19 protein-coding genes and 1 riboswitch are annotated in these 26,442 nt (G+C 63.8%); of the genes, 16 read left to right on the top strand and 3 right to left on the bottom strand.

From position 1 onward, the window contains the following. The first annotated feature begins 441 nt into the window (after positions 1 to 441). A riboswitch (cobalamin riboswitch) is annotated at positions 442 to 644 on the top strand. A 114-nt stretch (positions 645 to 758) separates the two neighbouring features. From LB543_RS09795 to LB543_RS09785, 3 genes are all read left to right on the top strand, one after another. Then, positions 759 to 2,006, top strand: coding sequence for an aromatic ring-hydroxylating oxygenase subunit alpha (locus LB543_RS09795; protein WP_224613881.1), 1,248 nt, complete (start codon positions 759 to 761; stop codon positions 2,004 to 2,006). A gap of 20 nt (positions 2,007 to 2,026) precedes the next feature. Further along, positions 2,027 to 3,127, top strand: coding sequence for a hybrid-cluster NAD(P)-dependent oxidoreductase (locus LB543_RS09790; protein WP_224613879.1), 1,101 nt, complete (start codon positions 2,027 to 2,029; stop codon positions 3,125 to 3,127). 520 nt (positions 3,128 to 3,647) lie between these two features. Next, a complete protein-coding gene (locus LB543_RS09785; protein ID WP_224613877.1) occupies positions 3,648 to 5,276 on the top strand; it encodes a hypothetical protein in 1,629 nt (542 codons plus the stop codon). On the opposite strand, the gene LB543_RS09780 is transcribed toward LB543_RS09785, so the two are convergent. The 3 genes from LB543_RS09780 to LB543_RS09770 form a co-directional block, all read right to left on the bottom strand. Beyond that, on the bottom strand, positions 5,239 to 5,856 hold the full coding sequence (locus LB543_RS09780) for an alpha-ketoglutarate-dependent dioxygenase AlkB family protein (protein ID WP_224613876.1): 618 nt from the start codon (positions 5,854 to 5,856) through the stop codon (positions 5,239 to 5,241). The genes LB543_RS09785 and LB543_RS09780 overlap by 38 nt on opposite strands. Positions 5,857 to 6,050: 194 nt before the next feature. Further along, complete coding sequence (gene arfB / locus LB543_RS09775) at positions 6,051 to 6,488, bottom strand: alternative ribosome rescue aminoacyl-tRNA hydrolase ArfB (protein WP_140757215.1); 438 nt, start codon at positions 6,486 to 6,488, stop codon at positions 6,051 to 6,053. A 90-nt stretch (positions 6,489 to 6,578) separates the two neighbouring features. Beyond that, on the bottom strand, positions 6,579 to 8,189 hold the full coding sequence (locus LB543_RS09770; RefSeq protein ID WP_224613874.1) for a phosphoenolpyruvate carboxykinase: 1,611 nt from the start codon (positions 8,187 to 8,189) through the stop codon (positions 6,579 to 6,581). A gap of 345 nt (positions 8,190 to 8,534) precedes the next feature. On the opposite strand from LB543_RS09770, the gene LB543_RS09765 reads away from it, so the two are divergent. From LB543_RS09765 to LB543_RS09705, 13 genes are all read left to right on the top strand, one after another. Further along, positions 8,535 to 9,236: a response regulator transcription factor gene (locus LB543_RS09765; RefSeq protein ID WP_010912942.1), complete on the top strand. Its 702-nt coding sequence runs from the start codon at positions 8,535 to 8,537 to the stop codon at positions 9,234 to 9,236. An 83-nt stretch (positions 9,237 to 9,319) separates the two neighbouring features. Continuing rightward, positions 9,320 to 11,104 carry a sensor histidine kinase gene (locus LB543_RS09760; protein ID WP_318012960.1) on the top strand — a complete coding sequence of 595 codons (1,785 nt, stop codon included), beginning with the start codon at positions 9,320 to 9,322 and terminating at the stop codon, positions 11,102 to 11,104. 12 nt (positions 11,105 to 11,116) lie between these two features. After that, on the top strand, positions 11,117 to 11,575 hold the full coding sequence (locus LB543_RS09755) for an HPr kinase/phosphorylase (protein WP_140757221.1): 459 nt from the start codon (positions 11,117 to 11,119) through the stop codon (positions 11,573 to 11,575). A 164-nt stretch (positions 11,576 to 11,739) separates the two neighbouring features. Beyond that, positions 11,740 to 12,141 (top strand): PTS sugar transporter subunit IIA, encoded by a 402-nt coding sequence (locus LB543_RS09750; RefSeq protein WP_010912939.1) that lies wholly within the window; start codon positions 11,740 to 11,742, stop codon positions 12,139 to 12,141. Next, positions 12,138 to 12,434, top strand: a complete 297-nt coding sequence (locus LB543_RS09745; RefSeq protein ID WP_140757225.1) for an HPr family phosphocarrier protein — start codon at positions 12,138 to 12,140, stop codon at positions 12,432 to 12,434. The genes LB543_RS09750 and LB543_RS09745 overlap by 4 nt, the downstream gene beginning before the upstream one ends. 167 nt (positions 12,435 to 12,601) lie before the next feature. Next, positions 12,602 to 14,002, top strand: a complete 1,401-nt coding sequence (gene ahcY / locus LB543_RS09740) for an adenosylhomocysteinase (protein WP_140757227.1) — start codon at positions 12,602 to 12,604, stop codon at positions 14,000 to 14,002. Between the two features lie 188 nt (positions 14,003 to 14,190). Next, on the top strand, positions 14,191 to 16,746 hold the full coding sequence (locus LB543_RS09735) for a sensor histidine kinase (RefSeq protein ID WP_224613873.1): 2,556 nt from the start codon (positions 14,191 to 14,193) through the stop codon (positions 16,744 to 16,746). An 8-nt stretch (positions 16,747 to 16,754) separates the two neighbouring features. Next, entirely contained in the window at positions 16,755 to 18,266 is a 1,512-nt protein-coding gene (gene tsaE, locus LB543_RS09730; RefSeq protein ID WP_224613872.1) for a tRNA (adenosine(37)-N6)-threonylcarbamoyltransferase complex ATPase subunit type 1 TsaE, read from the top strand. Beyond that, the gene (locus tag LB543_RS09725) at positions 18,263 to 18,991 is read left to right on the top strand and encodes a nucleotidyltransferase family protein (RefSeq protein WP_224613870.1); all 729 of its coding nucleotides are present in this window, start codon (positions 18,263 to 18,265) and stop codon (positions 18,989 to 18,991) included. The genes tsaE and LB543_RS09725 overlap by 4 nt, the downstream gene beginning before the upstream one ends. Then, entirely contained in the window at positions 18,988 to 22,122 is a 3,135-nt protein-coding gene (gene addB, locus LB543_RS09720) for a double-strand break repair protein AddB (protein ID WP_224613869.1), read from the top strand. Before LB543_RS09725 ends, addB begins: the two co-directional genes overlap by 4 nt. After that, positions 22,119 to 25,625, top strand: coding sequence for a double-strand break repair helicase AddA (gene addA / locus LB543_RS09715; protein WP_224613868.1), 3,507 nt, complete (start codon positions 22,119 to 22,121; stop codon positions 25,623 to 25,625). The genes addB and addA overlap by 4 nt, the downstream gene beginning before the upstream one ends. A 74-nt stretch (positions 25,626 to 25,699) precedes the next feature. After that, entirely contained in the window at positions 25,700 to 26,023 is a 324-nt protein-coding gene (gene trxA / locus LB543_RS09710) for a thioredoxin (RefSeq protein ID WP_015314366.1), read from the top strand. A gap of 133 nt (positions 26,024 to 26,156) precedes the next feature. Continuing rightward, positions 26,157 to 26,438 carry a cupin domain-containing protein gene (locus LB543_RS09705; protein WP_140506860.1) on the top strand — a complete coding sequence of 94 codons (282 nt, stop codon included), beginning with the start codon at positions 26,157 to 26,159 and terminating at the stop codon, positions 26,436 to 26,438. Positions 26,439 to 26,442: the final 4 nt, after the last annotated feature.

The raw sequence follows: 26,442 nt of genomic DNA, 5'->3' as shown, positions 1-26,442 counted from the left end.
AATCGCGTCGTTCGGACAGCCCCGATGTGGGAGAGCCCCACGGCCGTTTCCAATCACGAAGTTGTTCAGCGTGGACCATGACTCCACTACTTGAAATTGTACCAGGGCTTTCCACATCCGCTCTTTTTCTTCGTGATATCAATTGGTTATCTAAAGCCAACGCCTCGATCATCAACTGTGTCGGAGGCTCGGCGTTCACACCGTCTTGCACGCACCGTCAACAGAAACGAACCGTTCGGTTCGATTTTAGACTCTGCTAATAGTCACTTTTTGAAACCGTTAACCTTCTCGTCCGCGGCAAAGGGGTCGAAAACGGTGCCGGCGCGTCTGCCGACGGAGGTCGATTCCAACGGCTACGACCCTGTCACGACGATCCAGCGTGCGTGTCGCGCCGCATGGATGCGATGTCGCTTTCGTGCCGATGTCGCAAAGCCTGTCGTGATTAGATCAGGCATCTCAGGTGCCGCTGCGTGACGACGGAGCGGAGAATTGGGAAGCCGGTCAGATTCCGGCGCTGCCCCCGCAACGGTGGTGGAGTTCAAGTCGCAACGGGAGACCACTGGGCGAAGGCCTGGGAAGGTGTCGCGATGGTCCGCAAGGACAACTCCAGAGCCCGGAAACCAGCCCGAGATGGCTAGAACTCGACTGATCGCGGTGGGCGGTCAAGAGGCGGATGGTGTTTGTCCGGCTTTTTGCCGATCTGCGTCCAGTCCTTCCTCAATCACCACCAGTTCAGTCCTTGAAACTGAGGACAGGACATGGACGCGCGCAACGACATGCTGAGGCTCTTGAACAGCCGCAAACAAGGCTTTTCGCTGGAACAGCCCTTTTACACCGACCCGGACTACTTCAAGCTGGACATGGAGCTGATCTGGTATCGCGACTGGCTGTTCATCGGCCATGATTGCGAATTGCCCAAGCCGGGCAGCTTCATCACCGTGCAGATCGGCGATTATCCGGTCGTGCTGGTGCGCGATCAGCAGGGCAAGATCAACGCCTTCCATAATTCCTGCCGCCATCGCGGCAGCCGCGTCTGCAACACCGACAAGGGCATGGCCGCCAAACTGGTCTGTCCCTATCACCAGTGGACCTACGAGCTCGACGGCCGGCTGCTGTTCGCCCGCCAGATGGCCGATGGGTTCGACAAGAGCCAGTTCGGGCTGAAGCCGGTCGCCTGCGAAAGCGTCGCCGGCTATGTCTTCATCTGCCTGGCCAAGGAGCCCGCCGACTTCGCGCCGATGCGGGCGATGATCGAGCCCTATCTGAAGCCGCACCGGCTCAGCGAGGCCAAGATCGCCTTCGAGAGCACGATCATCGAGAAGGGCAACTGGAAGCTGGTCTGGGAAAACAACCGCGAATGCTATCATTGTGCGGGCAATCATCCGGAGCTGTGCAAGACCTTCCCGGAAGCACCGACCGTGACCGGCGTGCAAGGGGCCGACAGCGATCCGGAGATGCTGGCGCACTGGGCGAAATGCGAGGCTGCTGGCCTACCCAGCAAATTCCGCATCGACCCGGCCGGGCAATACCGCGCCACCCGCGCGCCGCTGCTGCGCGATGCCCAGAGCTACACGATGACCGGCAAGCGGGCGGTGAAGAAGAACCTGTCCGACAGCGTCTCGGGCGACCGGATCGGCACGCTGATGCACTATCACTACCCGACAACCTGGAATCATATCCTCATCGACCATGCCGTCACCTTCCGCGTGCTGCCGGTCAGCGCCACGGAGACGGCGGTGACGACCAAATGGCTGGTACACAAGGATGCGGTCGAGGGCGTCGACTACGATCTCGCCGAACTCACCCATGTCTGGACCGAAACCAACGACCAGGATCGCCGCATCGTCGAAGAGAACGCCTTCGGTATCCTATCGCCCGCTTACGAGCCCGGCCCCTATTCCGAGCTGCATGAGGGCGGTGTGATCCAGTTCGTCGACTGGTATGCCCGCTTCATCGGACCGCGCCTTGCCGAAGGTGGCCGGCCTGCGCTGCGCAGCGTCGCATGAGAGGCTGAGGGATGAATGCGATGACCGACCTTGGCCTTTATCGTCATCTCGACCAGATGGCGCCCTGGAACGACAGGCTGCAGGTGCTGGAAGTGACCGGCGTCAGCGACGAGGCGCCGGACGTGAAGACCTTCACCTTCCGGTCCGACAACCAGACCTGGTTCCGCTACAAGCCAGGCCAGTTCGTGACGCTGGAACTGCCGACGCCGGACGGACCGCTGATGCGTACCTATACGCTGTCGTCCTCGCCGTCGCGGCCGTTCTCGATCGCGGTGACGGTGAAGGCGCAGGCGGGCAGCGTCGGCACACGCTGGATGTTCGGTCACCTGGCGCCGGGCTCGCACGTCAAGGCCTATGGACCAGGCGGCGACTTTTCACTGCACAGCCATCCGGCGGCGAAGTATCTGTTCGTCTCGGCCGGTTCCGGCGTGACGCCGATGATGTCGATGCTGCGCTGGCTGAACGACTGCGCGCCATGGACCGATGTCGGCTTCGTCAACTGCGCGCGGCGCCCGGAAGAGATCATCTTTCGCAAGGAGCTCGAGCTGCTCGGTGGCCATATGCCGGGCCTGTCGCTCGGCTTCATGATCGAGGAGCGGTCGAGCCGCGAGGGCTGGTACGGCCATATGGGCCGCATCGACGCCATCCGGCTGCCGCTCCTGGCACCCGATTTCCGCGAACGCGAAATCTTCTGCTGCGGCCCAGATCCCTTCATGCGCGCCGTGCGCGGCATGCTGGAAGCCGCCGGCTTCGACATGACAAAGTACCATCAGGAGAGCTTTGCCGCACCGACCGTGGAGGAAATCCCGGCGCCGTTCGCGGCGCCGGCGCAGGACGGTGTGGCTATCCCCGTCGAAGCCGCGACGCCGATCCGATTCGCGCTTTCGGATGTCGACGCCGAATGCGTCGCCGGCCAGACCGTGCTGCAGACGGCGCGTGCCTCGGGCGTGCGGATACCGGCGGCCTGCGAATTCGGCCTGTGCGGAACCTGCAAGGTGAAGAAAGTCTCCGGCAGCGTCGAGATGAGCCACAATGGCGGCATCCTCGATCATGAGGTCGACGATGGCTTCATCCTGGCCTGTTGTTCCAAGCCATTGTCGTCGCTGGAAATCGAGGCTTGATACCGAACTGATCGCAGAAATGGTCGGCACCTTGCCGGCACAGCTTGCCTTGCCGGGATATCGTTTTCGAATCCCTCGATGGCGAGGCCGTGGTGCTCAACCTTGCCAATGGCAAATATTTCGGCCGTCGCGGCAGTTCCGCCAATGGGACGATCAGGCGACGGTCGCCGCCTATGGCGCATTGCCTTTCCAGCTTGTCTCGGCGGAATTCTTGCTCATTGGCTGATAACGGGAAGGCGCCACGATGCGCGATTAACAGCCCTTTAGGTAATCCCCGCTAGCTTTCAGGGTCAGTTCCAGCGATTTCGGGGGCAGCGGGTGATCGATGTGAGCACTGCCGTGGGGCGGCACCGGTGGCACCTATCTCGATGCTGCTTGATACGCTGGGCGCGACCGCACGATCGGCTTCTGCTTTCGACCACATCGGCTCGGGTTCCTCAATTACAGAGGCAGGCGTAGCTGTGCTCCCAGGATTTCGTCGTTCTGCGTAAAAGTGATGTTTGTTGGAGCGGTCCCGAGCGTGGCAAATGTAAGAAACATCAATACCGCGACTGGCTTTGCGTCTTCGATCGGAAGCTTGTCAGCGGTCTGGCTTGTTGCGACCGTGGTGGTGTTCTCGCTTTTTATGCCATGGGCAGCCGGCGACAATACCGATGTTAGCTGGCTCATTCTTATCTGCGAAAAGGTTCTTGATGGCCAGAAGCTCTATGTCGATATTCTAGAAACCAATCCACCTTTTTCCGTCGCCCTCTATATTGGGCCGGTATGGCTGTCTCAAAGGCTCGGCATTTCGCCGGAATCGGCGATTGAATTCTTTATTTATATGGTTTTTTTCGTTTCAATTGCGCTGTCGGCGGTCGTCATCGAGCGAAGCCGAATTTTCGTCGATGTGAAGACGCAATGGATATATCCCGCGCTAGCGGTTTTGCTTCTCATCATGCCTGGTAATGTTTTCGGCCAGCGCGAGCACATTGGCACGATGTTGTTCATGCCGATGCTGTTCCTGATGATGTGGCGGATTGAACCCCGTGCGGCTGCATCGGTTCCTCTTAGCCTTGCCGTGGCGGTCGGCCTAGCGGGAAGTGTGCTGGTTCTGGTCAAACCACATTGGGCAGCTGGCATCGTACTGCCCTATCTCTTTATCGCTTGGCGCAAACGCTCGGCAATGGCGTGCTTGACTGCCGAAAACGTCGTCATCTTCACAGTTTGCGCTGCCTATCTCGTCAGCGTGTATATATGGTTTCCCGAATTTCTTGGCGCCTTCCTACAATTGCTGCTACGCTACTATGTCAGCCTGCGAGCCAACGTAAACATTTTCGCCGCATTGCCGAGTTTTACGGTCTTTGTCGTTTTCGCGGTCTTCCAGATGCGTAGATCAGTCTGGCGAGACGACGTTGCGCTGGCGGTGGCGAGTGCCGCTGGCTTCTTCGTCTCCATGCTTTACCTGGGAAAATACTGGCCCAATCACCAGTATCCTTATCAGGCTACGTTGCTGGTCGCGATGCTGCTGGCAGTGGCATCGCGATGGAGAATGGCGCTTGGTCTTACAAATACAGAGGCTGCTTCCGAGGTAGCCAGCGTCAGGCTCCACGCCGCAGCCGCGCTGGCTGTGATCGTTGCACTTTCGGTGATGCACCACCAGTCTTACCAGTTGCCTGAGAAAAGCCTGGTCGATGCCATCAAGAGCCGTTATGCCTCGCCTTCGGTCGTCCAGGTCAGTTCCGACCTGTCAGTCGGCAATCCGCTGACAAGGATGACCAACGGTCGCTGGCTGTCGGCCTATGCTCATGATTGGGTTGGCACCTATGCGCTTTGGGGACTGATGCGGGGTGAGTACCAAGGCGAGGACGAGCGCATCGCGCGGCAGGACCTTGATAGTTATACTCGCTACGTCAATTCCCTGATCCGGGACAACAGGCCCGATATCATCCTGATGGATCGGCTAAACAAGAAAAAATCAGCGTGGCCGCTGACGGCGAACTTTCCGCCAATTTGGATCGTGTGGATGCGCCAGAATGCGGATTTCCAAATCTTGATGGAGGATTATGAGGAAATCGCGAGTGGGGACTATATTGAAGTCTATGCGCGGCGCTCGGATGCCCATAGCTCGCTCACTCAGGCTTCGTCACCCGCCGCAGCGTCAGATTGATCCTGCCGCCGTTCTTGAGCAGCGCCGAGGTCGAAGGATAGATGCGGTCGACGCCATGGAAGGCAAGACGGCCCTCGCCGCCAAGCACGACGACATCGCCGCTCTTCAGCCTGAACGATTTGGTGGCGCCATCGCGCGTTGTCTGGCCAACCCTGAACAGGCAGTCGTCGCCCAGCGAGACCGAGACGACCGGTGCCGAGAAATCGGCCTCGTCGCGATCCTGATGCAGGCCCATCTTCGCGTCGGCCGTGTAGAAATTGATCAGGCAGGCCTGCGGTGGATTCGGATAGCCCGACACCTGCCGCCACAGGTCGAGCAGGCTGTCGGGGATAGGCGGCCAAGGCTCTCCGGTCAGCGGATGCATCGGCTGGTAGCGATAGCCGCGTTCCTTGTCGGTGACCCAGCCGAGCGGACCGCAATTGGTCATGCGCACGCTCATCTCCTTGCCGGTCCGCGGCATGGCCGGCACGAACAGCGGCGCTTGCTGGACGATGCTCCTCACCTCCTCGACCAGTGTCTCCTGGACGGCGCGGGACAGATGGGCCGGCATGTGGCGGACGCCCTTGGGCAGAACGAGCATGGATTTGGCTCACCTCGCGGATGTTCGGAGCCGCAAGATGCCATCATCACAGGCATGGGGCGATCCGAAAACCGTCGTCGATCTCCCTGAAAATTACGGAAGCGGGAATGGGCGGTGAATTCGCGTTTCCCAATTGGCCAAAGGCGGTTGACGGACAAAGAATGGGAGACCGATTGTACACATGATAGTGGTGCTTAATCGTTTTCCACCCGGCCGCGCAGCTTCTTGATCGTGCCGCGTCCCGCCTTGCTCTTCAGCCGTCGCTCGACCGCGCCTTTCGACGGCCGTGTCTTCTTGCGCGGCGGCGGCGGTGGTTCGGCGGCCTTGGCCACCAGTGCCGCGAGCCTCGCCCGCGCATCGGCGCGGTTCTGTTCCTGGGTTCGGAAGCGCCCGGCCTCGATGACGATGACACCGTCCTTGGTGGCGCGCTGGCCGGCAAGTTTTATGGTCCGCTCGCGCACGCGCTCCGACAGGCCCTCCGCGTTCTGCGCGTCGAAGCGAAGCTGCACCGCCGTCGCCACCTTGTTGACATTCTGGCCGCCGGGACCGGACGAGCGGATGAAATCCTCGTGCAGGTCGCCCGGGCGGATCACGGCTTCGCCCGATATGATGATGTCGTCGTCGATCGGCATGCCGCAGTCATGGCGCGGCGGACCGAAAAAGAAAAGGCCCGATCGAAACCGGGCCTTCAATGGTGCTGAGTGACAACGATGCCCTGGCGATTACTCCGCCGCTACCTGCATGTGGGGCGCCGCGCCCATGACGGTTGCATCGACATGCGGTTCGAATTTCTCGAAATTGACGGCGAACATGCCGACCAGCCTTGCCGCCTGCAGGTCGTAGGCAGCCTTGTCGGTCCAGGTCGAGCGCGGGTCGAGAATGGCGCTGTCGACGCCAGGCACGGCCTCCGGCACCTCGAAGCCGAAATTGGCGTCGGTGCGGAACCTGGCCGTCTTCAGCGAACCGTCGAGGGCGGCGGCGAGCAAGGCGCGCGTCGCCTTGATCGGCATGCGCCTGCCGGTGCCATGGGCGCCGCCGGTCCAGCCGGTGTTGACCAGCCAGCAATCGGCGCCGTGGCGGGCGATCAGCTCGCGCAGAAGATTGCCGTATTCCGAGGGATGGCGCGGCATGAACGGCGCGCCGAAGCAGGTCGAGAAGGTCGCCTCGGGCTCGGTCACGCCCTTTTCCGTTCCGGCCACCTTGGCCGTATAGCCGGAGAGGAAATGATACATCGCCTGCGCCGGCGTCAGCCTGGCGATCGGTGGCATCACGCCGAAAGCGTCGGCGGTCAGCATGATGATGTTTTTCGGGTGATTGGCGCGCCCGGTCTTCGAGGCATTGGGGATGAAGTCGAGCGGATAGGCGCAGCGTGTGTTTTCGGTGAGCCGGCCGTCATTGAAATCCGGCACGGCATCGGCGTCGAGCACGACGTTTTCCAACACGGTGCCGAAGCGCTGCGTGGTGGCGAAGATCTCCGGCTCGGCTTCCGCCGACAGCTTGATGGTCTTGGCGTAGCAGCCGCCTTCGAAATTGAAGATGCCGTGCGGACCCCAGCCGTGCTCATCGTCGCCGATCAATGTGCGCGACGGATCGGCCGACAGCGTGGTCTTGCCGGTGCCCGAGAGGCCGAAGAAGATGGCGGCATCGCCGGCCGGTCCCTCATTGGCCGAGCAGTGCATCGGCATCACGCCCTTCTCCGGCAGGAGGTAGTTGAGCATGGTGAACACCGACTTCTTCATCTCGCCGGCATAGGAGGTGCCGCCGATCAGCACGATCTTGCGTGTCAGGTCGACGGCGATCACCGTCTCGGTGCGGCTGCCGTGGCGGGCGGGATCGGCACGGAAGGACGGCAGGTCGATGATGGTCATCCCGGGCACGAACCGTTCGAGTTCGGCCGCGTCGGGACGGATGAGCAGGTTGCGGATGAACAGCGAGTGCCAGGCAAATTCGGTGATCACCCTGGTGGGCAGCTTGAGCTCCGCGTCGGCGCCGCCGACCAGATCCTGCACGTAAAGATCCTTGTCCGCGGCGTGGGCCTGGAAATCGGCGAGCAGAACGTCGAATTGGGTCGGCGAGATCGCCTTGTTGTTGTCCCACCAGACTTGCGGTTCGGTGGCACCGTCGCGAACGACGAACTTGTCCTTGGGCGAGCGACCGGTGTGCTGTCCGGTCTCGGCGACAAGCGCGCCATGCGCGGTCAGGCGGGCTTCACCGCGCCGGATCGCTTCCTCGTAAAGGGCAGCCGCACCGAAGTTATAGCGCACCACGCCGGAGGTTTTCAGACCGATACGATCGATCGCGCAGGCAGGATTGCGTTTGCCGACTTCCGACATTGGTGACCCTTCTCAAGATTTGCCGCATCTTTACCGGCATATTTCCGGCACACCTGCTAAGCAGGCCAAGATGGTCAGAACCAGAAAAGCCAAATGATATCAAATCATTAATCGATTTAAAAATTTTGAAAGTTGTTTAAATCGTTTATATATGCAAAAAGTTTCGTGGTTGCCCAAAGGATTGGCGGTTATCGTTCGTCCAATCCGTGTCGAGGTAGGATTGTGGCCGCCGGCACGCCGCTCGTGACAGCGGACAAGGCCTATGCCACATTTTGTACCTAATTTGTCCTGCAAAAGCCCCTTCTCTTACGACAGAAGGGACAGCTCATGAGGGAGCCGCTTGAAATGGCAACAATCGCGCTTGTCGATGACGACCGCAACATTCTGACATCGGTGTCGATCGCCCTCGAATCCGAGGGGTATCGTGTCGAGACCTATACGGATGGTGCGTCCGCGCTGGAAGGCCTGGCGGCCCGGCCGCCGAACCTCGCCATCCTCGACATCAAGATGCCGCGCATGGACGGCATGGAACTTCTGCGCCGGATGCGCCAGAAATCCGACCTGCCGGTGATCTTCCTCACCTCCAAGGACGACGAGATCGATGAATTGTTCGGCCTCAAGATGGGCGCCGACGACTTCATCCGCAAGCCGTTCTCGCAGCGCCTGCTGGTCGAGCGGGTGCGCGCGGTATTGCGCCGGGCCAGCGCCCGCGAGGCCGCGGCAAAAGCGCCCAGCCAGCAGGCCCGCTCGCTCGAGCGCGGCCAGCTCGTGATGGACCAGGAACGCCATACCTGCACTTGGAAAGGCGAGCCGGTGACGCTCACCGTCACCGAGTTCCTGATCCTGCATTCGCTGGCGCAACGCCCCGGTGTGGTAAAAAGCCGTGATGCGCTGATGGATTCGGCTTATGATGAGCAGGTCTATGTCGATGACCGCACGATCGACAGCCACATCAAGCGGCTGCGCAAGAAGTTCAAGGCCGTCGACGACGACTTCGAGATGATCGAAACCCTTTACGGAGTCGGATACCGGTTCCGCGAAGCATAATTTGATGTATGTCGACCAAAAGCGGTCCCGGGCTCGGGACTGCGACATGCATCAAACCAAGGACTAGCGGGAGCTGCTATTCGATGGCAGTGGAAGCACAGCGAGGCAGGTCGACGGGCGCCGCCAGGCGGCCGTCGCGCATCATGCCTTCCTTCGTGTCGAAAATCACGGTGCCGATGCGCCGGTTCCTCGGCCACCACATCTTTTCCAGCCTGACGCGGCGTATCCTCTTCCTCAACCTTGCCGGCCTGGCTGTCCTGGTCACCGGCATCCTCTACCTCAACACCTTCCGCGACGGGCTGATCGACGCGCGCGTGGAAAGCCTGATGACGCAAGGCGAGATCATCGCCGGCGCCATCGCGGCGTCGGCGACGGTCGAGACGGATTCGATCAGCATCGACCCGGAAAAGCTGCTCGAGCTGCAGGCCGGCGAAAGCCTGGGACCTGGCTCGGACCAACTCGACAATCTGGATTTTCCGATCAACCCAGAGCGCGTGGCGCCGGTGTTGCGGCGGCTGATCTCACCGACCCGCACCCGTGCCCGCATCTACGACCGCGATGCCAACCTGCTATTGGATTCGCGCCATCTCTATTCGCGCGGTCAGATCCTGCGCTACGACCTGCCGCCGGTCGAAGAGGAAGAGCCCGACCTCGTCGAGCGCATCCAGAAGTTCATCTTCGACTTCTTCCGCAACACTGACCTGCCGGTCTATCATGAGCAGCCTGGCGGCAACGGCGCCGCCTTCCCCGAAGTGGTCAAGGCGCTTACCGGCAGCCCGTCGACCATCGTGCGCGTCTCCGAGCAGGGCGAGCAGATCGTCTCAGTGGCGGTGCCGATCCAGCGTTTTCGCGCCGTTCTCGGTGTGCTGATGCTGTCGACCGAAGGCGGCGACATCGACAAGATCGTCGCCGCCGAACGCAAGGCGATCCTGCGCGTCTTCGGCATCGCGGCGCTCGTCACCGCCATCCTGTCCATGCTCCTGGCCTCCACCATCGCCAACCCGCTGCGCCGATTGTCGGCCGCTGCCGTACGGGTCAGGCGCGGCGTCAAGAGCCGCGAGGAAATCCCCGACTTTTCCGACCGCCAGGACGAGATCGGCAATCTGTCGGTCGCCGTGCGCGACATGACCAACGCGCTCTATGCGCGCATCGAGGCGATCGAGAGTTTCGCCGCCGATGTGTCGCATGAGCTGAAGAACCCGCTGACGTCGCTGCGCAGTGCCGTCGAAACATTGCCGCTCGCGAAGAACGACACCTCACGCGCACGTCTGATGGAGATCATCCAGCATGACGTCAAACGGCTGGACCGTCTCATCACCGACATTTCCGACGCCTCCCGCCTCGACGCGGAACTGGCGCGCGAAGATGCCGGCACCGTCGACCTGAAGAAATTCGTCACCGACCTCGTCGCTGTTTCGCGTGAAACGACGCGCAACAAGAAGGCGGTCGAGATCGAGCTCAAGATTGCCAAGCTGCCGCAGGGCGCCAAGGGCTATGTCGTCGTCGGCCATGATCTGCGCATCGGCCAGGTCATCACCAACCTGATCGAGAACGCCCGCTCGTTCGTGCCCGAGGACCATGGCCACATCAGCCTGTCGCTGGGGCGCGCCGGCAAGTTCAACATCCTGACCATCGACGACAATGGCCCCGGCATCCGCGCCGACAACATCGACCGCATCTTCGAACGCTTCTATACCGATCGGCCCGCCGGCGAGGCGTTCGGCCAGAATTCGGGGCTTGGCCTGTCGATCTCCAGGCAGATCGTCGAGGCCCATGGCGGCACGCTGACCGCCGAAAACATCCCCGGCACCAAGCCCGGCGAGATCAAGGGTGCGCGCTTCGTCGTGACGCTGCCGGCCGAGGGATGATCGCCGATCGTTATGGATTGCGACGTGCGGCCTGAGAACGTTCACGCCACGGCACTGCTGATCGGCGAGCGCGGCATCTTCATCACCGGGTCGTCCGGGTCGGGCAAGACGACGCTGGCGCTGACGCTGATCGGCCATTGCATGCGGCGCGGATTGTTCTCGCGGCTCGTCGGCGACGATCAGCTCTTCGTCGAAGCCCATGCGGGGCGGCTGGTGTGCCGTGCGCCCGCCACCATCGAGGGCCTGGCCGAAGTACCGGGACTTGGGCCACGGCCTCTGCCGTTCGAGCCGGCCTGCGTCGTCGACCTGCATGTGCGGCTGTTGCCGGCCGCCGAAATCGCACGCTTCCAGGAGGACGTCCGCGACGACCTCGCCGGCTGCACGGTGGCGTGCATCGATCTGGGCGAGCGCAATGTCGCGGTTGCCTTGCCCGCCGTGATGGCACGGCTATCGATCGCGCCTTTTCTATGATCCGCCCTGGGTTTTTTGCTGCAATGCGTCAAAATGGCATGGGCCGGCGCAATTTTGGGCTTGTCAACGGGCCGCGCGTCGACAAGATAGCGCTCCCGCCGCCTGGAATGGCTGGCGAACATAAAATGCGCCTGTGAAGCGGCGATGACGGGAGCCACCAAAGAATGATCGGACTCGTGCTTGTAACGCACGGTCAACTGGCCACCGAGTTCAGACATGCCGTCGAACATGTCGTCGGGCCACAAGACAATTTCGAAACCGTGGCGATCGGTGCCGACGACGATATGGAGCAGCGTCGCCGCGACATCGTCGACGCGGTCGCCCGTGTCGATACGGGAGCAGGTGTGATCGTGTTGACCGACATGTTCGGCGGCACGCCATCCAACCTTGCAATCTCGGTGATGGAGTCCGGCCGAACCGAAGTGATCGCCGGCATGAACCTGCCGATGCTGATCAAGCTGTCGTCGATCCGCAAGGGCGACAACATGGCGGCGGCGCTCGATGAAGCGCAGGCCGCGGGCCGCAAATACATCAACGTCGCCAGCCAGCTTCTGAGCAGTAAATGAACGCGATATCCCCGGAAAAAGACCAGATCGTCCGGGAGTTTCCGATCGTCAACCAGCGCGGGTTGCATGCGCGCGCTTCGGCGAAGTTCGTCCAGCTTGCCAGCGGCTTCAACGCTTCGGTCCATGTCGAGAAGGACGGCGTCAGGGTCGGCGGCACCTCGATCATGGGCCTGATGATGCTGGCCGCCAGCCCGGGATACTCGATCCGCGTCACTGCCAGCGGCCCGGAGGCGCTCGAGGTCATGGATGCGCTGGAGCAGCTTGTCGCCTCCCGTTTCGGCGAAGAGTGCTGACCCCGAGTCAGTCCTCCGAGACATGCACGAATAAAGATTTCTTTATATCCCATTGTCGTGTGAAGCCTGATCTGCTAGGCAGGCCGGCAATTCGCGCCTTGGAAATGTCTTCCGGCACGGGCGCATCCGCTAAAAATTCGCATAACAATTCGTATCGGAGCACTGCCATGACGGGTAGCAAAGACTATGTGGTCGCCGACATCTCGCTTGCCGGCTGGGGCCGCAAGGAACTCGATATCGCCGAAACCGAAATGCCGGGCCTGATGGCCTGCCGCGAGGAATTCGGCGCCAAGCAGCCGCTCAAGGGCGCGCGCATCACCGGTTCACTGCACATGACCATCCAGACAGCGGTGCTGATCGAGACGCTGAAGGTGCTCGGCGCCGACATACGCTGGGCATCCTGCAACATCTTCTCGACCCAGGACCACGCCGCCGCGGCCATCGCCGAGGCCGGCATTCCGGTCTTCGCCGTCAAGGGCGAGAGCCTCGAGCAGTACTGGGACTACACCGACAGGATCTTCCAGTGGGCCGATGGCGGCCTCTCCAACATGATCCTCGATGATGGCGGCGACGCCACCATGTACATCCTGATCGGCGCCCGCGCCGAGGCCGGCGAGGACGTGCTGTCCAATCCGCAGAGCGAGGAAGAGGAATACTTCTACGCCCAGGTGAAAAAGCGCCTGAAGGCTTCGCCGGGCTTCTTCACCAAGCAGAAGGCGGCGATCCGCGGCGTCACCGAAGAGACGACGACCGGCGTCAACCGGCTGTACCAGTTGCAGAAGAAGGGCCTGCTGCCCTTCCCGGCCATCAACGTCAACGATTCGGTCACCAAGTCGAAGTTCGACAACAAATATGGCTGCAAGGAATCGCTGGTCGACGGCATCCGCCGCGGCACCGATACGATGATGGCCGGCAAGGTCGCGGTCGTCTGCGGCTATGGCGACGTCGGCAAGGGCTCGTCGGCCTCGCTCAAGGGCGCGGGCGCCCGCGTCAAGGTCACCGAGGTCGATCCGATCTGCGCGCTGCAGGCGGCGATGGACGGCTTTGAAGTGGTCACGCTGGAAGATGCGGCACCGACCGCCGACATCGTCATCACCACCACCGGCAACAAAGATGTCGTCACCCTCGACCATATGCGCTCGATGAAGGACATGGTGATCGTCGGCAACATCGGCCATTTCGACAACGAGATCCAGGTCGCATCGCTGCGCAATCTGAAGTGGACCAATGTCAAGCCGCAGGTTGACATGATCACCTTCCCCGACGGCAAGCGGATGATCCTCCTGTCGGAGGGCCGCCTGCTCAATCTCGGCAACGCCACCGGCCATCCGAGCTTCGTCATGTCGGCGTCCTTCACTAACCAGGTGCTGGCGCAGATCGAGCTGTTCACCAAGGGTGAGCAGTACCAGAACCAGGTCTATGTGCTGCCCAAGCATCTCGACGAGAAGGTGGCGCGCCTGCATCTCGACAAGCTCGGCGCCCGCCTGACCGAGCTATCGGGCGAGCAGGCCGCCTATATCGGCGTCACGCCGCAGGGCCCGTTCAAGCCGGAACACTACCGCTATTAACCAAAGCCGAATTTACTACAAGATATTGATGCCGGGCGATTGACTTTTCGCCCGGCATTATTTTTGCGTCGAATGATTCTTCACGCCGATTCCAGCAGGCGCTATTGTTGTGATTCGCGGGTCCAGGGGCGAGGACCGGCGCACGCGTCAGGGCGGTCTTGCATTCAGGCGGCGAAGAGGACCAAGACATGCCGGGGGAAAACCCGCTTCACGCGGGACAGGCCGTTTCCGGCGGCCACGACGATTCGGTGACCAGAGGCTCCGCGGCATGGCGCGGGCGCCGTTCGTGGCGTGGCCGCGCGGGACTGCTGCTTGCCGGCTCCACGCTTGCCAGTCCGTTGCTTGGCGGCGCCGCACGCGCCCAAGGCGCCGATGCGGCCGCAGCCAGCCTTTCGGTCAGCACGATCGAGGTCATGCAGCTCGCCGTCTTTGCCGGGGTGATGGGAGCGGCATTCCTGTCGGCCATCTTTCTCATTCGCGAACGGGCACGCACGTCGGCGGAGAATGTCGACCTGAGAAGCCGTATTGCCGACGTCAACGCGGCGCTGCGCCGCTCGGAGGCGCTGCTCAATCTGCGCGACCAGCGTGTGGTCATCTGGGCCTCGGAAAACAAGAAGCCCGAACTGATCGGCACATTGCCGGTCGAAAGCGGCGCACCCGAGGAGCGGGCGGCATTCCTGGCCTTCGGCCGCTGGCTGATGCCGCGTTCGGCGGCAGCACTCGAACATGCCGTCGCCGGGTTGCGCGAAAAGGGCAAGCCCTTCGACCTCGTCATCGAATCCCAGACTGGTGCCCCGCTCGAAGTGCATGGCCGCAAGAGTGCCGCGCATATCCTGGTGCGGTTTGTTTCGCTTTCCGAAATGCAGCGCAGCCAGGCGCGACTGAAAATCGACAACCAGCGGCTTGCCGCCGACCATGAGACGATGATCGGCCTGATCGGGGCGCTGAAGATGCCGGCGTGGTTGCGTGACGAGCATGGCCGCCTGAAATGGGTTAACCGGGCCTATGCCGATGCGGTCGAAGCCGAGAGCGCTGAAGCTGCCGTGCGGGACACCAAGGAGTTCCTCGGCGGCCAGGCGCGCGACGCCATCGCCACCCAACACAAAACGCATCCGGTGTTCGAGCAATCGCTTTCGACGGTGATCGAAGGCGACCGCCGCGTGTTCGCGGTGACCGACTTTGCCGGCGCCGACGGTTCGGCCGGCCTTGCCTGCGACACCAGTGCCATCGAGGCCATCCGTGGCGAATATGAGCGGACCGTGCGCAGCCACGCCGATACGCTCGACCAGCTCAACACCGCGGTCGCCATCTTCGACACCGACGAGAAACTGCGCTTCTTCAACCAGGCCTTCCAGAAACTCTGGGGGCTCGACCCGGGCTTCCTGCACAGCGCGCCCGACAATGCCCTTTTGCTCGACCGGCTGCGCAGCGAGGGCAAGATCGCCGAACAGCCGGAATGGCGCCGCTGGAAAGAAGGCCTGCTCGGCGCCTACCGTGCGGTCGAATCTCAGGAACACTGGTGGCACCTGCCCGACGGCAAGACGATCCGTGTCGTCGCCAATCCGCAACCCAAGGGCGGCGTCACCTGGGTGTTCGAGAACCTGACCGAGAAGATGGATCTCGAAAGCCGCTACCGCACCGCGGTCCGGGTCCAGGGCGAAACGCTCGACAATCTCGCCGAAGGCGTCGCGGTGTTCGGCCCCGACGGCCGGCTGCGGCTGTCGAACCCGGCCTTTGCCACGCTGTGGGGACTGGACACGGAAGCCGCCAAGCCCAACGTGCACGTATCGGCCATACGCGAGCTCTCCGAACGGCAAGCGGTCGAGAGCCCCTGGCCCGGCTTCGTCGCCGCCATCACCGGCTTCGACGACGAGCGCCGCGACCGCCACGGCCAGACCGAGCTCAACAACGGCACCGTACTACGATACGCCGTGATCCCGCTGCCCAACGGCCAAGTGATGATGACCTTCGTCGATGTCACCGACAGCGTCCACGTCGAACGCGCGCTCAAGGACAGGAACGAGGCGCTCGAAAAATCAGATCAGCTCAAGAACGAATTCGTCCAGCATGTGTCCTACGAACTGCGTTCGCCGCTGACCAACATCATCGGCTTCACAGAGCTGCTGTCGCTGCCGGCGACCGGACCGTTGACGCAGAAGCAGCGCGAATATGTCGAGCATGTCGGCTCGTCCTCATCGGTGCTGCTGACCATCGTCAACGACATACTCGACCTGGCGACGGTCGATGCCGGCATCATGCAGCTCGACATTTCCGAAGTGCATGTCGATCGCACCATCGCGGCCGCCGCCGAGCTTGTCGCCGACCGGCTGGAGGAGCATTCGATCCGGCTTGCGGTCGACGCCGCCGCAGCGCCGAAGACGTTCCATGGCGATGAAACCCGCATCCGCCAGATCCTCTACAATCTGCTGAGCAACGCCGCCAATTACGCGCCGGAGGCCAGCACCATCCGGCTGGCCTGCCGCCAGCTGGCGGACGGCGTCGAGTTCTCGGTTCATGACGATGGCCCCGGCATGCCGCCCGACGTGCTCGATTCGGTGTTCCGCCGCTTCGAGCCGCGCGCCAATGGCGGCCGCCGGCGCGGCGCTGGCCTCGGCCTGTCGATCGTCAAGAGCTTTGTCGAACTGCATGGCGGCGCCGTTCGCATCGAAACCGGCAGGGACAAGGGCACGACCGTCATCTGCACCTTTCCCGACATGCCGGGTATCCGCGCAGCGGCCGAGTAGCGCGTTCGATGACGGAACCGGTGCTGGAGCGTTTGCTCGCCGACGAGACCCTGACAGCGCGGCTGGGCGAGGATCTGGCGCTGGCGCTGCGCGTGGGCGACGTGCTGGCGCTCGAGGGCGATCTCGGCGCAGGCAAGTCGACGCTGGCAAGAGCAATCATCCGGACGCTGGCCGACGATGCCGGTCTCGAAGTGCCGAGCCCGACCTTCACGCTGGTGCAGAGCTACGACACACGCATGCCGGTCCATCATTTCGATCTCTACCGCCTGTCCTCGGCGTCCGAACTGGACGAACTCGGCGTCGAGGAGGCGCTGGCACAAGGTGCCGCCCTGGTCGAATGGCCGGAACGGGCTGACGGCTATCTGCCCAAAACGACGGTGCTGATCGAACTCGTCCAGCATGGCGAGGGCCGGCTGGCCCGACTGTCGGGGCATGGCGCGACCTTCGACCGTGTCGCGCGCTCGCTGGCCATGCGCGACTTCCTCGAGAGCGCCGGATGGGAGCAAGCGCAGCGCCGGCATTTCATCGGTGACGCCTCGGCCCGTTCGTACGAGATCGTCTCGCTTGCCGGCGAGGCGCCCCGCGTGCTGATGAACTCGCCGCGGCTCGTGCTCGGCCCTCCCGTGCGCAACGGCAAACCCTATGCCGTGATCGCCCACACCGCGCAGTCGGTGTCCGCCTTCGTCGCCATCGACCGTGCGCTGCTGGCCGCCGGGGTCGCGGTGCCCAGGATCGACGCACAGGATCTCGACCAGGGTTTCCTGCTGCTCGAGCACCTGGGCTCGGAAAGCTTCCTCGACGGCAATGGTGAGTCGGTTGCCGAACGTTACGAGGCGGCAGCCGAACTGCTTGCCATGATGCACGGCAAGGCCTGGCCGCACCGGATGGAAGCGGCTCCAGGCGTCGTCCATGAGGTGCCGCCCTTCGACCGTGACGCCATGCTGATCGAGGCGGACCTGCTGATCGACTGGTACGTTCCGGCGATATCGGGCGGCCCGGCGAGCGACGCGCTGCGTTCCGGCTACCACAGGACATGGAACGCGCTTCTCGACCGGCTCAAGGGCAGCGAATACACGCTGATGCTGCGCGACTTCCACTCGCCCAACATCATCTGGCGCGGCGAGCGGTCCGGCCTCGACCGGCTCGGCATCGTCGACGTCCAGGACGCGCTGATCGGGCCCGCCGCCTATGACGTCGCCTCGCTTGCCATGGACGCGCGCGTCACCATGGCACCCGAGATCGAGAAGCGGGCGCTCGATGCCTATGTCGCCGCGCGTCATGCAGCGGGCGACTTCGATGAAGCAGGCTTCCTCGAAGCCTATGCAATCATGGCCGCACAACGCAATTCCAAGATTCTGGGCATTTTCGTGCGCCTCGAAAAACGTGACGGCAAGCCCTATTATCTCAGGCACCTGCCGCGCATCCGCGACTATCTCAGGCGGGCGCTGTCGCACCCCGCCCTCGCCGACCTGCGGGACTTCTACAGCGCGCACGGGCTGCTGGAGGAACGAGCGCTGTGACGACGAGACCGGACACCGCCATCGTTCTTGCCGCCGGCCTCGGCAAGCGCATGCGGCCGATCACCGACACCATCCCCAAGCCGCTGGTCCGCGTCGCCGGCAAGACGCTGCTCGACTGGGGCCTCGACAGCCTGGCCGCGGCCGGCGTCGCCAAGGCGGTGGTCAATGTCCATTACCTTCCCGAACAGATCGTCGCCCATGTCGCCGCGCGCCGCGCGCCGCGCATCGTCATTTCCGATGAGAGCGAACGGCTGCTCGATTCGGCCGGCGGCATCGTCAAGGCGCTGCCGGAGCTCGGCCAGGAGCCGTTCTACATCCTCAACGCCGATACATTCTGGATCGACCGCGGCCCGCTCAATCTCGGGCGGCTCGCCCTTGCATGGGACGCCGCGAAAATGGATATTCTGCTGATGCTGGCGGACCTCCATCAGGCGACAGGACACTATGGCAGCACCGATTTCCTGGTGGCGCCGGATGGTGCCCTGCGGCGTTCGAAGGGTGATCCCGCGGGCCTGATCTATGCCGGCGCCGCGATCATCCATCCGCGCCTGTTCAAGGACGCATCCGCCGAACCGCATTCGCTCAACGCCTATTTCGACAAGGCGATTGCCGCCGGCCGCCTGTTCGGCATGCAGATGCATGGCCACTGGATCACCGTCGGCACGCCCGAGGCCATTCCGCTCGCCGAAGACGCGGTGGCCGGCGCACTCATCGGATTGCAATGAGCGGCTCGAGCCGCGTTTTCTCCATCCCCTCCGGAGCGCCGTTTCTGCCGACGCTGGCCGAGGCGCTGCTTGACGGCCGCCTTGTCCCCGGGTTTCGTTTCGATGGCGACCCGCTCGCGCTGGCCGATGTCACCATCTATGTGCCGACGCGCCGCGCAGCACGGGCCTTGCGCGGCGTCTTCGTCGACAGCCTGAAGGCGCGTGGCGGCGGCGGTTCGGCGATCCTGCCGGTGATCCGCCCGCTCGGCGAATTCGACGAGGACGAGGCCGCATTCGATGCCGAGCCAACCGCGGCAATCGATCTGGCGCCACCGATCGCCGCCACCGAACGGCTGTTGCTGCTGACGCCGCTGGTGCGAGCGTGGAAACGCCGGTTGCCCGCCCATGTCGCGGCCCTCTTCGCCGAGGAGATCGTCGTCCCGGCCTCCACGGCCGACGCGATCTGGCTGGCGCGCGATCTGGCCGGGCTGATGGACGAGATCGAGACGGAAGGCACCGATTGGGCCAAACTCGCCGGCCTGGTGAGCGGCAACCTTGCCGGATGGTGGCAAGTGACGCTCGAATTCCTCGGCATCGTCACCGATGCCTGGCCGAAATTCCTAGAAGAGAGCGACCGCTCCAACCCGGCCGCGCATCGCAGCGCCCTGATCCGTGCCGAAGCGGCGCGGCTGCGGCGCAATCCGCCTGCAGGGCCGGTCATAGCCGCGGGGTCCACCGGCTCCATCCCCGCCACGGCGGAACTGCTTGCGACCATCGCCGGCCTCTCCGGCGGCGCCATCGTGCTGCCCGGGCTGGACCAGATGCTGGACGAAGCCTCCTTCCAGGCGCTCGTCGCACCCGGCGCGCGTCCAGCCGTGCTTGGCCATCCGCAATACGGCCTGGCGAAGCTGATCGGCAAGATCGGCGTGCTGCGCGGCGATGTCGAGGAGATCGGCGCGGCCGAGCCGAAGCTTGCGCTCCGCGCCGCCCTTGTCGGCGAGGCGCTGCGGCCGGCCGAGACCACCGAATTGTGGGCCGAGACGCGAAACGGGTTTTCGGCGTCCGATATTGCCGGCGCCTTCGCCGACGTGACGCTGCTCGAAGCGGCAAGCGAGCGCGACGAGGCCGTCGCGATCGCCGTCGCGCTCAAGCAGGCAGTGGAAGAACCAGGCCAGAGAGCGGCTCTCGTCACCGGCGACCGCGCGCTGGCACGCCGCGTCAGCGTCGAACTCAAGCGCTTCGGCGTCGTTGCAGACGATTCCGGCGGCACGCCGCTTTCCAACACCCCGGCCGCCAGCCTGCTCAGGCTGGCGCTTGAAGCGGTGTTCCGGCCGGGCGATCCGGTCGGCCTGTTGTCGCTGCTCAAGCATCCCCTGCTTGGCCTTGGCCTGGAACGCGCCGATGTGCGCCACGCGGCGGAACTGGTCGAACTGGTGGCGCTGCGCGGCGGCACCGGCCGCCCCGACATCACTTCGCTGCCGGATCTTTTCGAGGCTCGCCTCACCGGCTTCGGCAATGACAGCCGGCCGCCCTTCTGGCTTGCCCGGCTGACCGTGCGCTCCATCGAAAGCGCGCGGAATTTGCTTGAACGTCTCAAGCAAGCGCTGGCGCCGCTTTCGGCCTTTCGCGGCCAGCCGGAAGCCGGCCTTGCCGCTCTGGTCGAAGCCAGTGTCGTCGCCCTTGAGAATCTCGGCCGGTCCGTCGATGGCGGTCTTGGCGAACTCTACGCCGGCGATGCCGGCGAAAAGCTCGCCGGACTGCTGCGCGGGCTGGTCGCGGCTTCGGCGCCGCTGTCGTTCGCGGCAATCGAATGGCCCGATGTGATGGAGGCGCTGATCGCGCCCGAGACCGTCAAGCCGGCGCAAGGCACCGACAGGAACATCGCCATCTGGGGCGCGCTGGAAGCGCGGCTACAGGACGTCGATACGCTGGTCATCGGCGGGCTCAACGAAGGGGTCTGGCCACGCAAGCCGGAGAGCGACCGCTTCATGTCGCGGCTGATGAAGACCGGTATCGATCTCGAACCGCCGGAGCGGCGCATCGGTCTAGCAGCGCATGATTTCCAGATGGCCATGGGCGCGAGACACGTGGTGCTGGCGCGCTCGGCACGTGCCGGCGACGCACCCGCCGTGCCGTCGAGATGGTTGCAGCGGCTGCTCACCTTCATCGGCAACGACCATGCGGCGGTGCTCCGCCGGCGCGGCGATGAATTGCTTGCCTGGGCGCGCGCGCTCGATACCGGGCCGAAGCGGGATTTCGCGGCACGGCCGCAGCCGAAGCCGCCATTGCCGATGCGGCCGGGCCATTTCTCGGTCACCGAGATCGAGACGCTGCGCCGCGATCCCTACGCCATCTATGCCCGAAGGGTCCTCGGGCTGATGCCGCTCGATCCGCTCATCCGCGATCCCGGTGCCGCCCAGCGCGGCACGCTGTTTCATGCCATCCTGCATCTCTTCTCGTCCGAGGTGGCCGACCCGCGCGCGCCGGATGCGCTGGCCGGGCTCATCGCCGCCGGCCGCGCCTGTTTTGCCGAGGCGGCGCTTCCGGCCGATGTCGAGGCGGTGTGGTGGCCGCGTTTCGAAAAGCTCGCCGCCAACATCATCGAATGGGAGCGCACGCGCGCCGACGCGGTGATGCGGCGCCACGCCGAGGAACGGGCGGGCAAGACCGTCGTCGGCCAGTCCGGCGTGACGCTGTCCGGCTATGCCGACCGTGTCGATCTGCTGGCCGGCGGCATGGCCGACATTCTGGACTACAAGACCGGTTCCTCGCCTTCCAAGGCGCAGGCGCATACGCTGCTGGCGCCGCAGCTGGCGCTGGAAGGCGCGCTGCTGAGGCGCGGCGCGTTCAAGGATCTGGGTGCGCGCGAGCCGTCGCAACTGGCGTTCGTGCGGCTGAAGCCGAATGGCGAGGTGTTCGAGGAGTCCATACTCGAACACAATCGCCAGCCACGCACCGCGGCCGATCTCGCCGAAGAGGCCTGGGCGCGGCTGGAAAAACTGCTGATCCATTATACCGATCCGGCGACCGGCTATCTGTCGCGCGCGCTGCCGTTTCGCGAAGGCGAAACCGATGGCGACTACGACCATCTCGCCCGCGTGCTCGAATGGTCCGCCGGCGGAGACGCCGGGGATGAGGGAGGAGAGGCATGAAGAAAGCCTATTCGATCCCGACCGATACGGCTTCGAGCCAGGCCCGCGCCGCCGATCCCGGCAATTCCGCCTGGGTGTCGGCCAATGCGGGATCGGGCAAGACCCATGTTCTTGCCCAGCGTGTCATCCGGCTGCTGCTCAATGGCACCGATCCATCAAAGATATTGTGCCTGACCTATACGCGCGCCGCGGCCGCCAACATGTCGAACCGGGTTTTTTCGACGCTGTCGGAATGGACGACGCTCAGCGACGCCGACCTGGCGTCCAAAGTCGAGGCGTTGGAGGGCGGCCGGCCCGATCGCGAGACCATGCGCAGAGCCCGCCGCCTTTTCGCCGAGGCACTGGAGACGCCTGGCGGGCTGAAGATCCAGACCATCCACGCCTTCTGCGAATCCGTGCTGCATCAGTTCCCGCTGGAAGCCAACATCCCCGCCCATTTCGAAATGCTCGACAGCCAGATGGAAGCCTCGCTTTTTGCCGCCGCGCGCCGCGAGATGATTTCTGCCGCCGGCGACAGGAATTTGGCCGAGGCCTTCGCCACTGTGCTGGAACGCGGCGGCGAGGCCGGGCTCGACGCCTTGCTTGGCGAGATCGTACGCAAGCGCGACGGGTTGCGCCACTTCCTTGATGCCGTCGGGCGTGACGGCTTCCAGCCCCTGTTCGATGAATTCCATTTCCGCCCCGGCCAGACCGCCGAAGACATAGCGGCATCTGCATGGCCGCTGCCCGGCTTCCTGCCGGACTATTTTGCCGGCTTTGCCCAGGCAGCCGAAGCCACCGACGCCAGATCGGTGTTGAACAACATCCTGCCCTATGCCCGTCAGGCTTTCGCCGAGAGCGATCCCGTTCGACGACTTCAATTGCTGGCAAGAGCCTTCCTCAAGACCAACGGCGATCCCTACGATCCGGCAAAGGCCTTCAAGAAGGCGCTGATCGACCGGCTGCCGGACTTGGCCGAGCGCTATCTGTCGGCGGCCAGCGCCATCATGGAAACCGTCGACCGGGTGGCGCTGTTCCGGATGCTGGAGGGCACACGCGCGGCGCTCACCATCGCCGACTGGCTGATCGCCCGCTACGAGGTGCTGAAGCGCAGCCGCGGCTTTCTCGACTTCAACGACCTGATCACCCGCACCGTGAACCTTTTGGCGCGGCCCGATGCCGGCCCTTGGGTACAGTACAAGCTCGACCAGGGCATCGACCACATCCTGCTCGACGAGGCGCAGGACACCAGCCCGGATCAATGGGAGGTGGTGAAGCGGCTAGCGGAAGAATTCTTTGCCGGCTTTGGCGCTCGCGACCGGGTCCACCGAACGGTCTTTGCCGTCGGTGACGAGAAGCAGTCGATCTATTCCTTCCAGGGCGCGGCACCCGACTCCTTCGCCGACAGCCGGTTGTTGTTCGCCGGGCGGGTGCGCGACGCCGAGGCGTCCTTCGCCGACCTCAAGCTGACCTGGTCGTTCCGCTCCACGGACGATGTGCTGGCCGCGGTCGACCTTGTCTTTGCCGATCCCATCGTGCGGCGCGGCATCAGCCACGACCCCGATCCGCTGAACCACAAGGCGATCCGCAGCGATGCTCCGGGCTATGTCGAGGTCTGGCCATCGGTCGGCGCCGACGCCGTCGACGAGCCCGACGACTGGGCGCAAGCCATCGACCATGCCCATGCACCGGCGGTGCGTGTCGCCGAGAATGTCGCGGCCACCATTGCCGGCTGGATCGGCAAGGGCGAAATCATCGAGGGCCGTGGCAAGCGGCTGCGGCCGGGAGACGTGCTGGTGCTGGTGCGCAAGCGCGACAGCTTCGTCCACGCGTTGACCCGCGCGCTCAAGCGCCGCGACATTCCGGTTGCCGGCGCCGACCGGCTGAGCCTGCCGGGACACATCGCGGTCAAGGACCTGATCGCGCTTGGCCATCTTCTGATCCAGCCGCAGGACGACTTGTCGCTCGCCGCCCTGCTGCGCAGCCCGATCTTCGACCTGCCGGAGGAGAGGCTGTTCACGCTTGCCGCGCAAAGGCCGCCAGGCCTGTCGCTGGCGGCGTCGCTGCGCCAGCATGCCGGCGAAAGCGAAGCGCTAGCGGCGATCGTCGCGCAACTCGACGCCTGGGCTGACGAGGCCGCCTTCAAGCCGGTGTTCGAATTCTATGCCGCCCTGCTGGCGCGCGATGGCGTGCGCCGTAAGATGATCGCGCGGCTCGGGCCGGAAGCCGGCGATATTCTCGACGAGTTCCTGAGCTTCTGCCTTGCCGAGGAGCGGACCGGCCTGCCCGGGCTGGAAGCCTTCCTGTCGACGCTGGAAAACGCCGGCCCCGAGATCAAGCGCGAGATGGACCAGACCCGCGACGAGGTCCGGGTCATGACCGTGCACGCCGCCAAGGGCCTGGAGGCGCCGGTGGTCTTTCTGGTCGACGGCGGTTCCGCTCCGTTCAGCGACCAGCATTTGCCGCGCCTGATGCCCTTCGACGGCTCTGGCCGACATTGGGACGGCAAGGGCTATCTCTGGCGTTCGGCCAGCGACGTCGCCAATGGCTTCTCGAAAACGGCAGCCGCGAGGGCACGTGAACTCGCCGACGACGAGTACCGCCGGCTTCTCTATGTCGGCATGACGCGTGCCGAGGACCGGCTTATCGTCTGCGGCTATCACGGCAAGCGAACGCCGAACACCGGCACCTGGCATTCGATCGTCAGCCGAGCGCTGAGCGGCGCGCCCGAAAGCGAACAGCGTCCGCATCCAGCCGGCGGCGAGCCTGTCTACCGTTTTCACGTCACCAAACTGCCGCCTGTTATGCCAAGCCCGGGCGAGCAGGCGCGGCAGGCCGATGCTTTCGGGCCGTTGCCGGCGACCCTGCTCCGGCCCTTGCCGCCTTTCGAGGACTTGCCGCGTCCGTTGTCGCCGTCGGGCGCTTCGGCGCTGATCGAGGAAGGCAAGGAAGCGGTTGTCGACAAGGCGTCGCCGGTGCTGGACGCCGATGCCGAGCCGGGTTTTGCCGTCCTGCGCGGGCTCGCCTTGCACAAACTGCTGCAGATGTTGCCCGGCATTGCCGAGAGCGACCGCCAAAGTGCTGCAGGGCGTTACCTCTCGCGAACGGGTGCGGCGTGGCCGCCAGCCGAGCGTGAAAAGGCTCTGGCATCGGTGATGGCCGTCCTTGCCGAGCCCGGCCTCGGTCAACTGTTCGCGCCATCGTCACGTGCCGAGGTCGCGATCATGGGCAGCCTCGAGGTCAAGGGCAAAATCCGCTCCATCTCCGGCAAGATCGACCGCCTGGCGGTGACAGCGGATAGGGTTTCGATCGTCGACTACAAGACCAACAGGCCCGCACCTGCTTCCCTGGCCGAAGTCCCACCGGCCTACCTGCTCCAACTCGCGCTCTATCGCGCCCTGCTGCAGCCGCTCTATCCCGGGCGGGAGGTCAAGGCGGCCCTGCTGTTCACCGAAGCGCCAAGGCTGATCGAACTGCCGGCCCGGGCCATGGACGACGCCCTTGCCCGACTCACGGGAGCGTGACACAAGAACTGCTTGAAGAAGGGCGCGACAACCACCACATTTGGTGCGACGAAAAATTTCGAAAGGATTTCCGCATGACCACCGTCAAGGTCGACAAGAACAATTTCCAGGCCGATGTGCTCAATGCCCAGGTACCGGTCGTGGTTGATTTCTGGGCGGAGTGGTGCGGCCCCTGCAAGATGATCGCACCGGCGCTTGAGGATATCGCCACCGAACTCGGCGCCAAGGTCAAGATCGCCAAGCTGAACATCGACGAGAATCCGGAGCTTGCCGCCCAGTTTGGCGTGCGCTCGATCCCGACGCTGATGATCTTCAAGGGCGGCGAAGTGGCCGACATCAAGGTTGGCGCCGCGCCCAAGACCGCGCTGTCGCACTGGGTCAATGGCAATCTCGCCTGATCCCATCTGAATTCGAAGCCTTTGAGCCCGGCCAATCGCGCCGGGCTTTTTGTTGGCGTCATCGGTGCGCCGCTCTGGCCCTCACATCGGGGCACTCCATGTCCTCTGTTGGCAGCAGAAGCAGGAGAGAGAAATGACCGGATCCGCCAAGGCCACAGTCTTCATCGACAATGAGCGCGTCATCGTCACCGAATACCGCTTCCAGCCGGGCGACAATACCGGCTGGCATCGCCACGGCCACGACTATGTCGTCGTGCCGCTGATGGACGGCAAGCTGAAGCTGGTGACCAAGGACGGCGAAACCTTCGCCGAGATGAAGAAAGGTTCCCCTTATTTCCGCAAGGAGGGTGTCGAACACGACGTCATCAGCGCCAATGAGGGTGAGTACGCTTTTATCGAGATCGAGCTGAAGTAGCAGC

This window comes from Mesorhizobium sp. ESP7-2, from assembly GCF_020164715.1.
Classification (GTDB): Bacteria; Pseudomonadota; Alphaproteobacteria; order Rhizobiales; family Rhizobiaceae; genus Mesorhizobium.
This window is presented reverse-complemented; position numbering and strand designations above follow the sequence as displayed.

Coding starts and splice junctions, on each gene's coding strand:
- LB543_RS09795 (WP_224613881.1), top strand. CDS start 759: ATGGACGCGCGCAACGACATGCTGAGGCTCTTGAACAGCCGCAAACAA.
- LB543_RS09790 (WP_224613879.1), top strand. CDS start 2,027: ATGACCGACCTTGGCCTTTATCGTCATCTCGACCAGATGGCGCCCTGG.
- LB543_RS09780 (WP_224613876.1), bottom strand. CDS start 5,856: ATGCTCGTTCTGCCCAAGGGCGTCCGCCACATGCCGGCCCATCTGTCC.
- arfB (WP_140757215.1), bottom strand. CDS start 6,488: ATGCCGATCGACGACGACATCATCATATCGGGCGAAGCCGTGATCCGC.
- LB543_RS09770 (WP_224613874.1), bottom strand. CDS start 8,189: ATGTCGGAAGTCGGCAAACGCAATCCTGCCTGCGCGATCGATCGTATC.
- LB543_RS09765 (WP_010912942.1), top strand. CDS start 8,535: ATGGCAACAATCGCGCTTGTCGATGACGACCGCAACATTCTGACATCG.
- LB543_RS09760 (WP_318012960.1), top strand. CDS start 9,320: ATGGCAGTGGAAGCACAGCGAGGCAGGTCGACGGGCGCCGCCAGGCGG.
- LB543_RS09755 (WP_140757221.1), top strand. CDS start 11,117: ATGGATTGCGACGTGCGGCCTGAGAACGTTCACGCCACGGCACTGCTG.
- LB543_RS09750 (WP_010912939.1), top strand. CDS start 11,740: ATGATCGGACTCGTGCTTGTAACGCACGGTCAACTGGCCACCGAGTTC.
- LB543_RS09745 (WP_140757225.1), top strand. CDS start 12,138: ATGAACGCGATATCCCCGGAAAAAGACCAGATCGTCCGGGAGTTTCCG.
- ahcY (WP_140757227.1), top strand. CDS start 12,602: ATGACGGGTAGCAAAGACTATGTGGTCGCCGACATCTCGCTTGCCGGC.
- LB543_RS09735 (WP_224613873.1), top strand. CDS start 14,191: ATGCCGGGGGAAAACCCGCTTCACGCGGGACAGGCCGTTTCCGGCGGC.
- tsaE (WP_224613872.1), top strand. CDS start 16,755: ATGACGGAACCGGTGCTGGAGCGTTTGCTCGCCGACGAGACCCTGACA.
- addB (WP_224613869.1), top strand. CDS start 18,988: ATGAGCGGCTCGAGCCGCGTTTTCTCCATCCCCTCCGGAGCGCCGTTT.
- addA (WP_224613868.1), top strand. CDS start 22,119: ATGAAGAAAGCCTATTCGATCCCGACCGATACGGCTTCGAGCCAGGCC.
- trxA (WP_015314366.1), top strand. CDS start 25,700: ATGACCACCGTCAAGGTCGACAAGAACAATTTCCAGGCCGATGTGCTC.
- LB543_RS09705 (WP_140506860.1), top strand. CDS start 26,157: ATGACCGGATCCGCCAAGGCCACAGTCTTCATCGACAATGAGCGCGTC.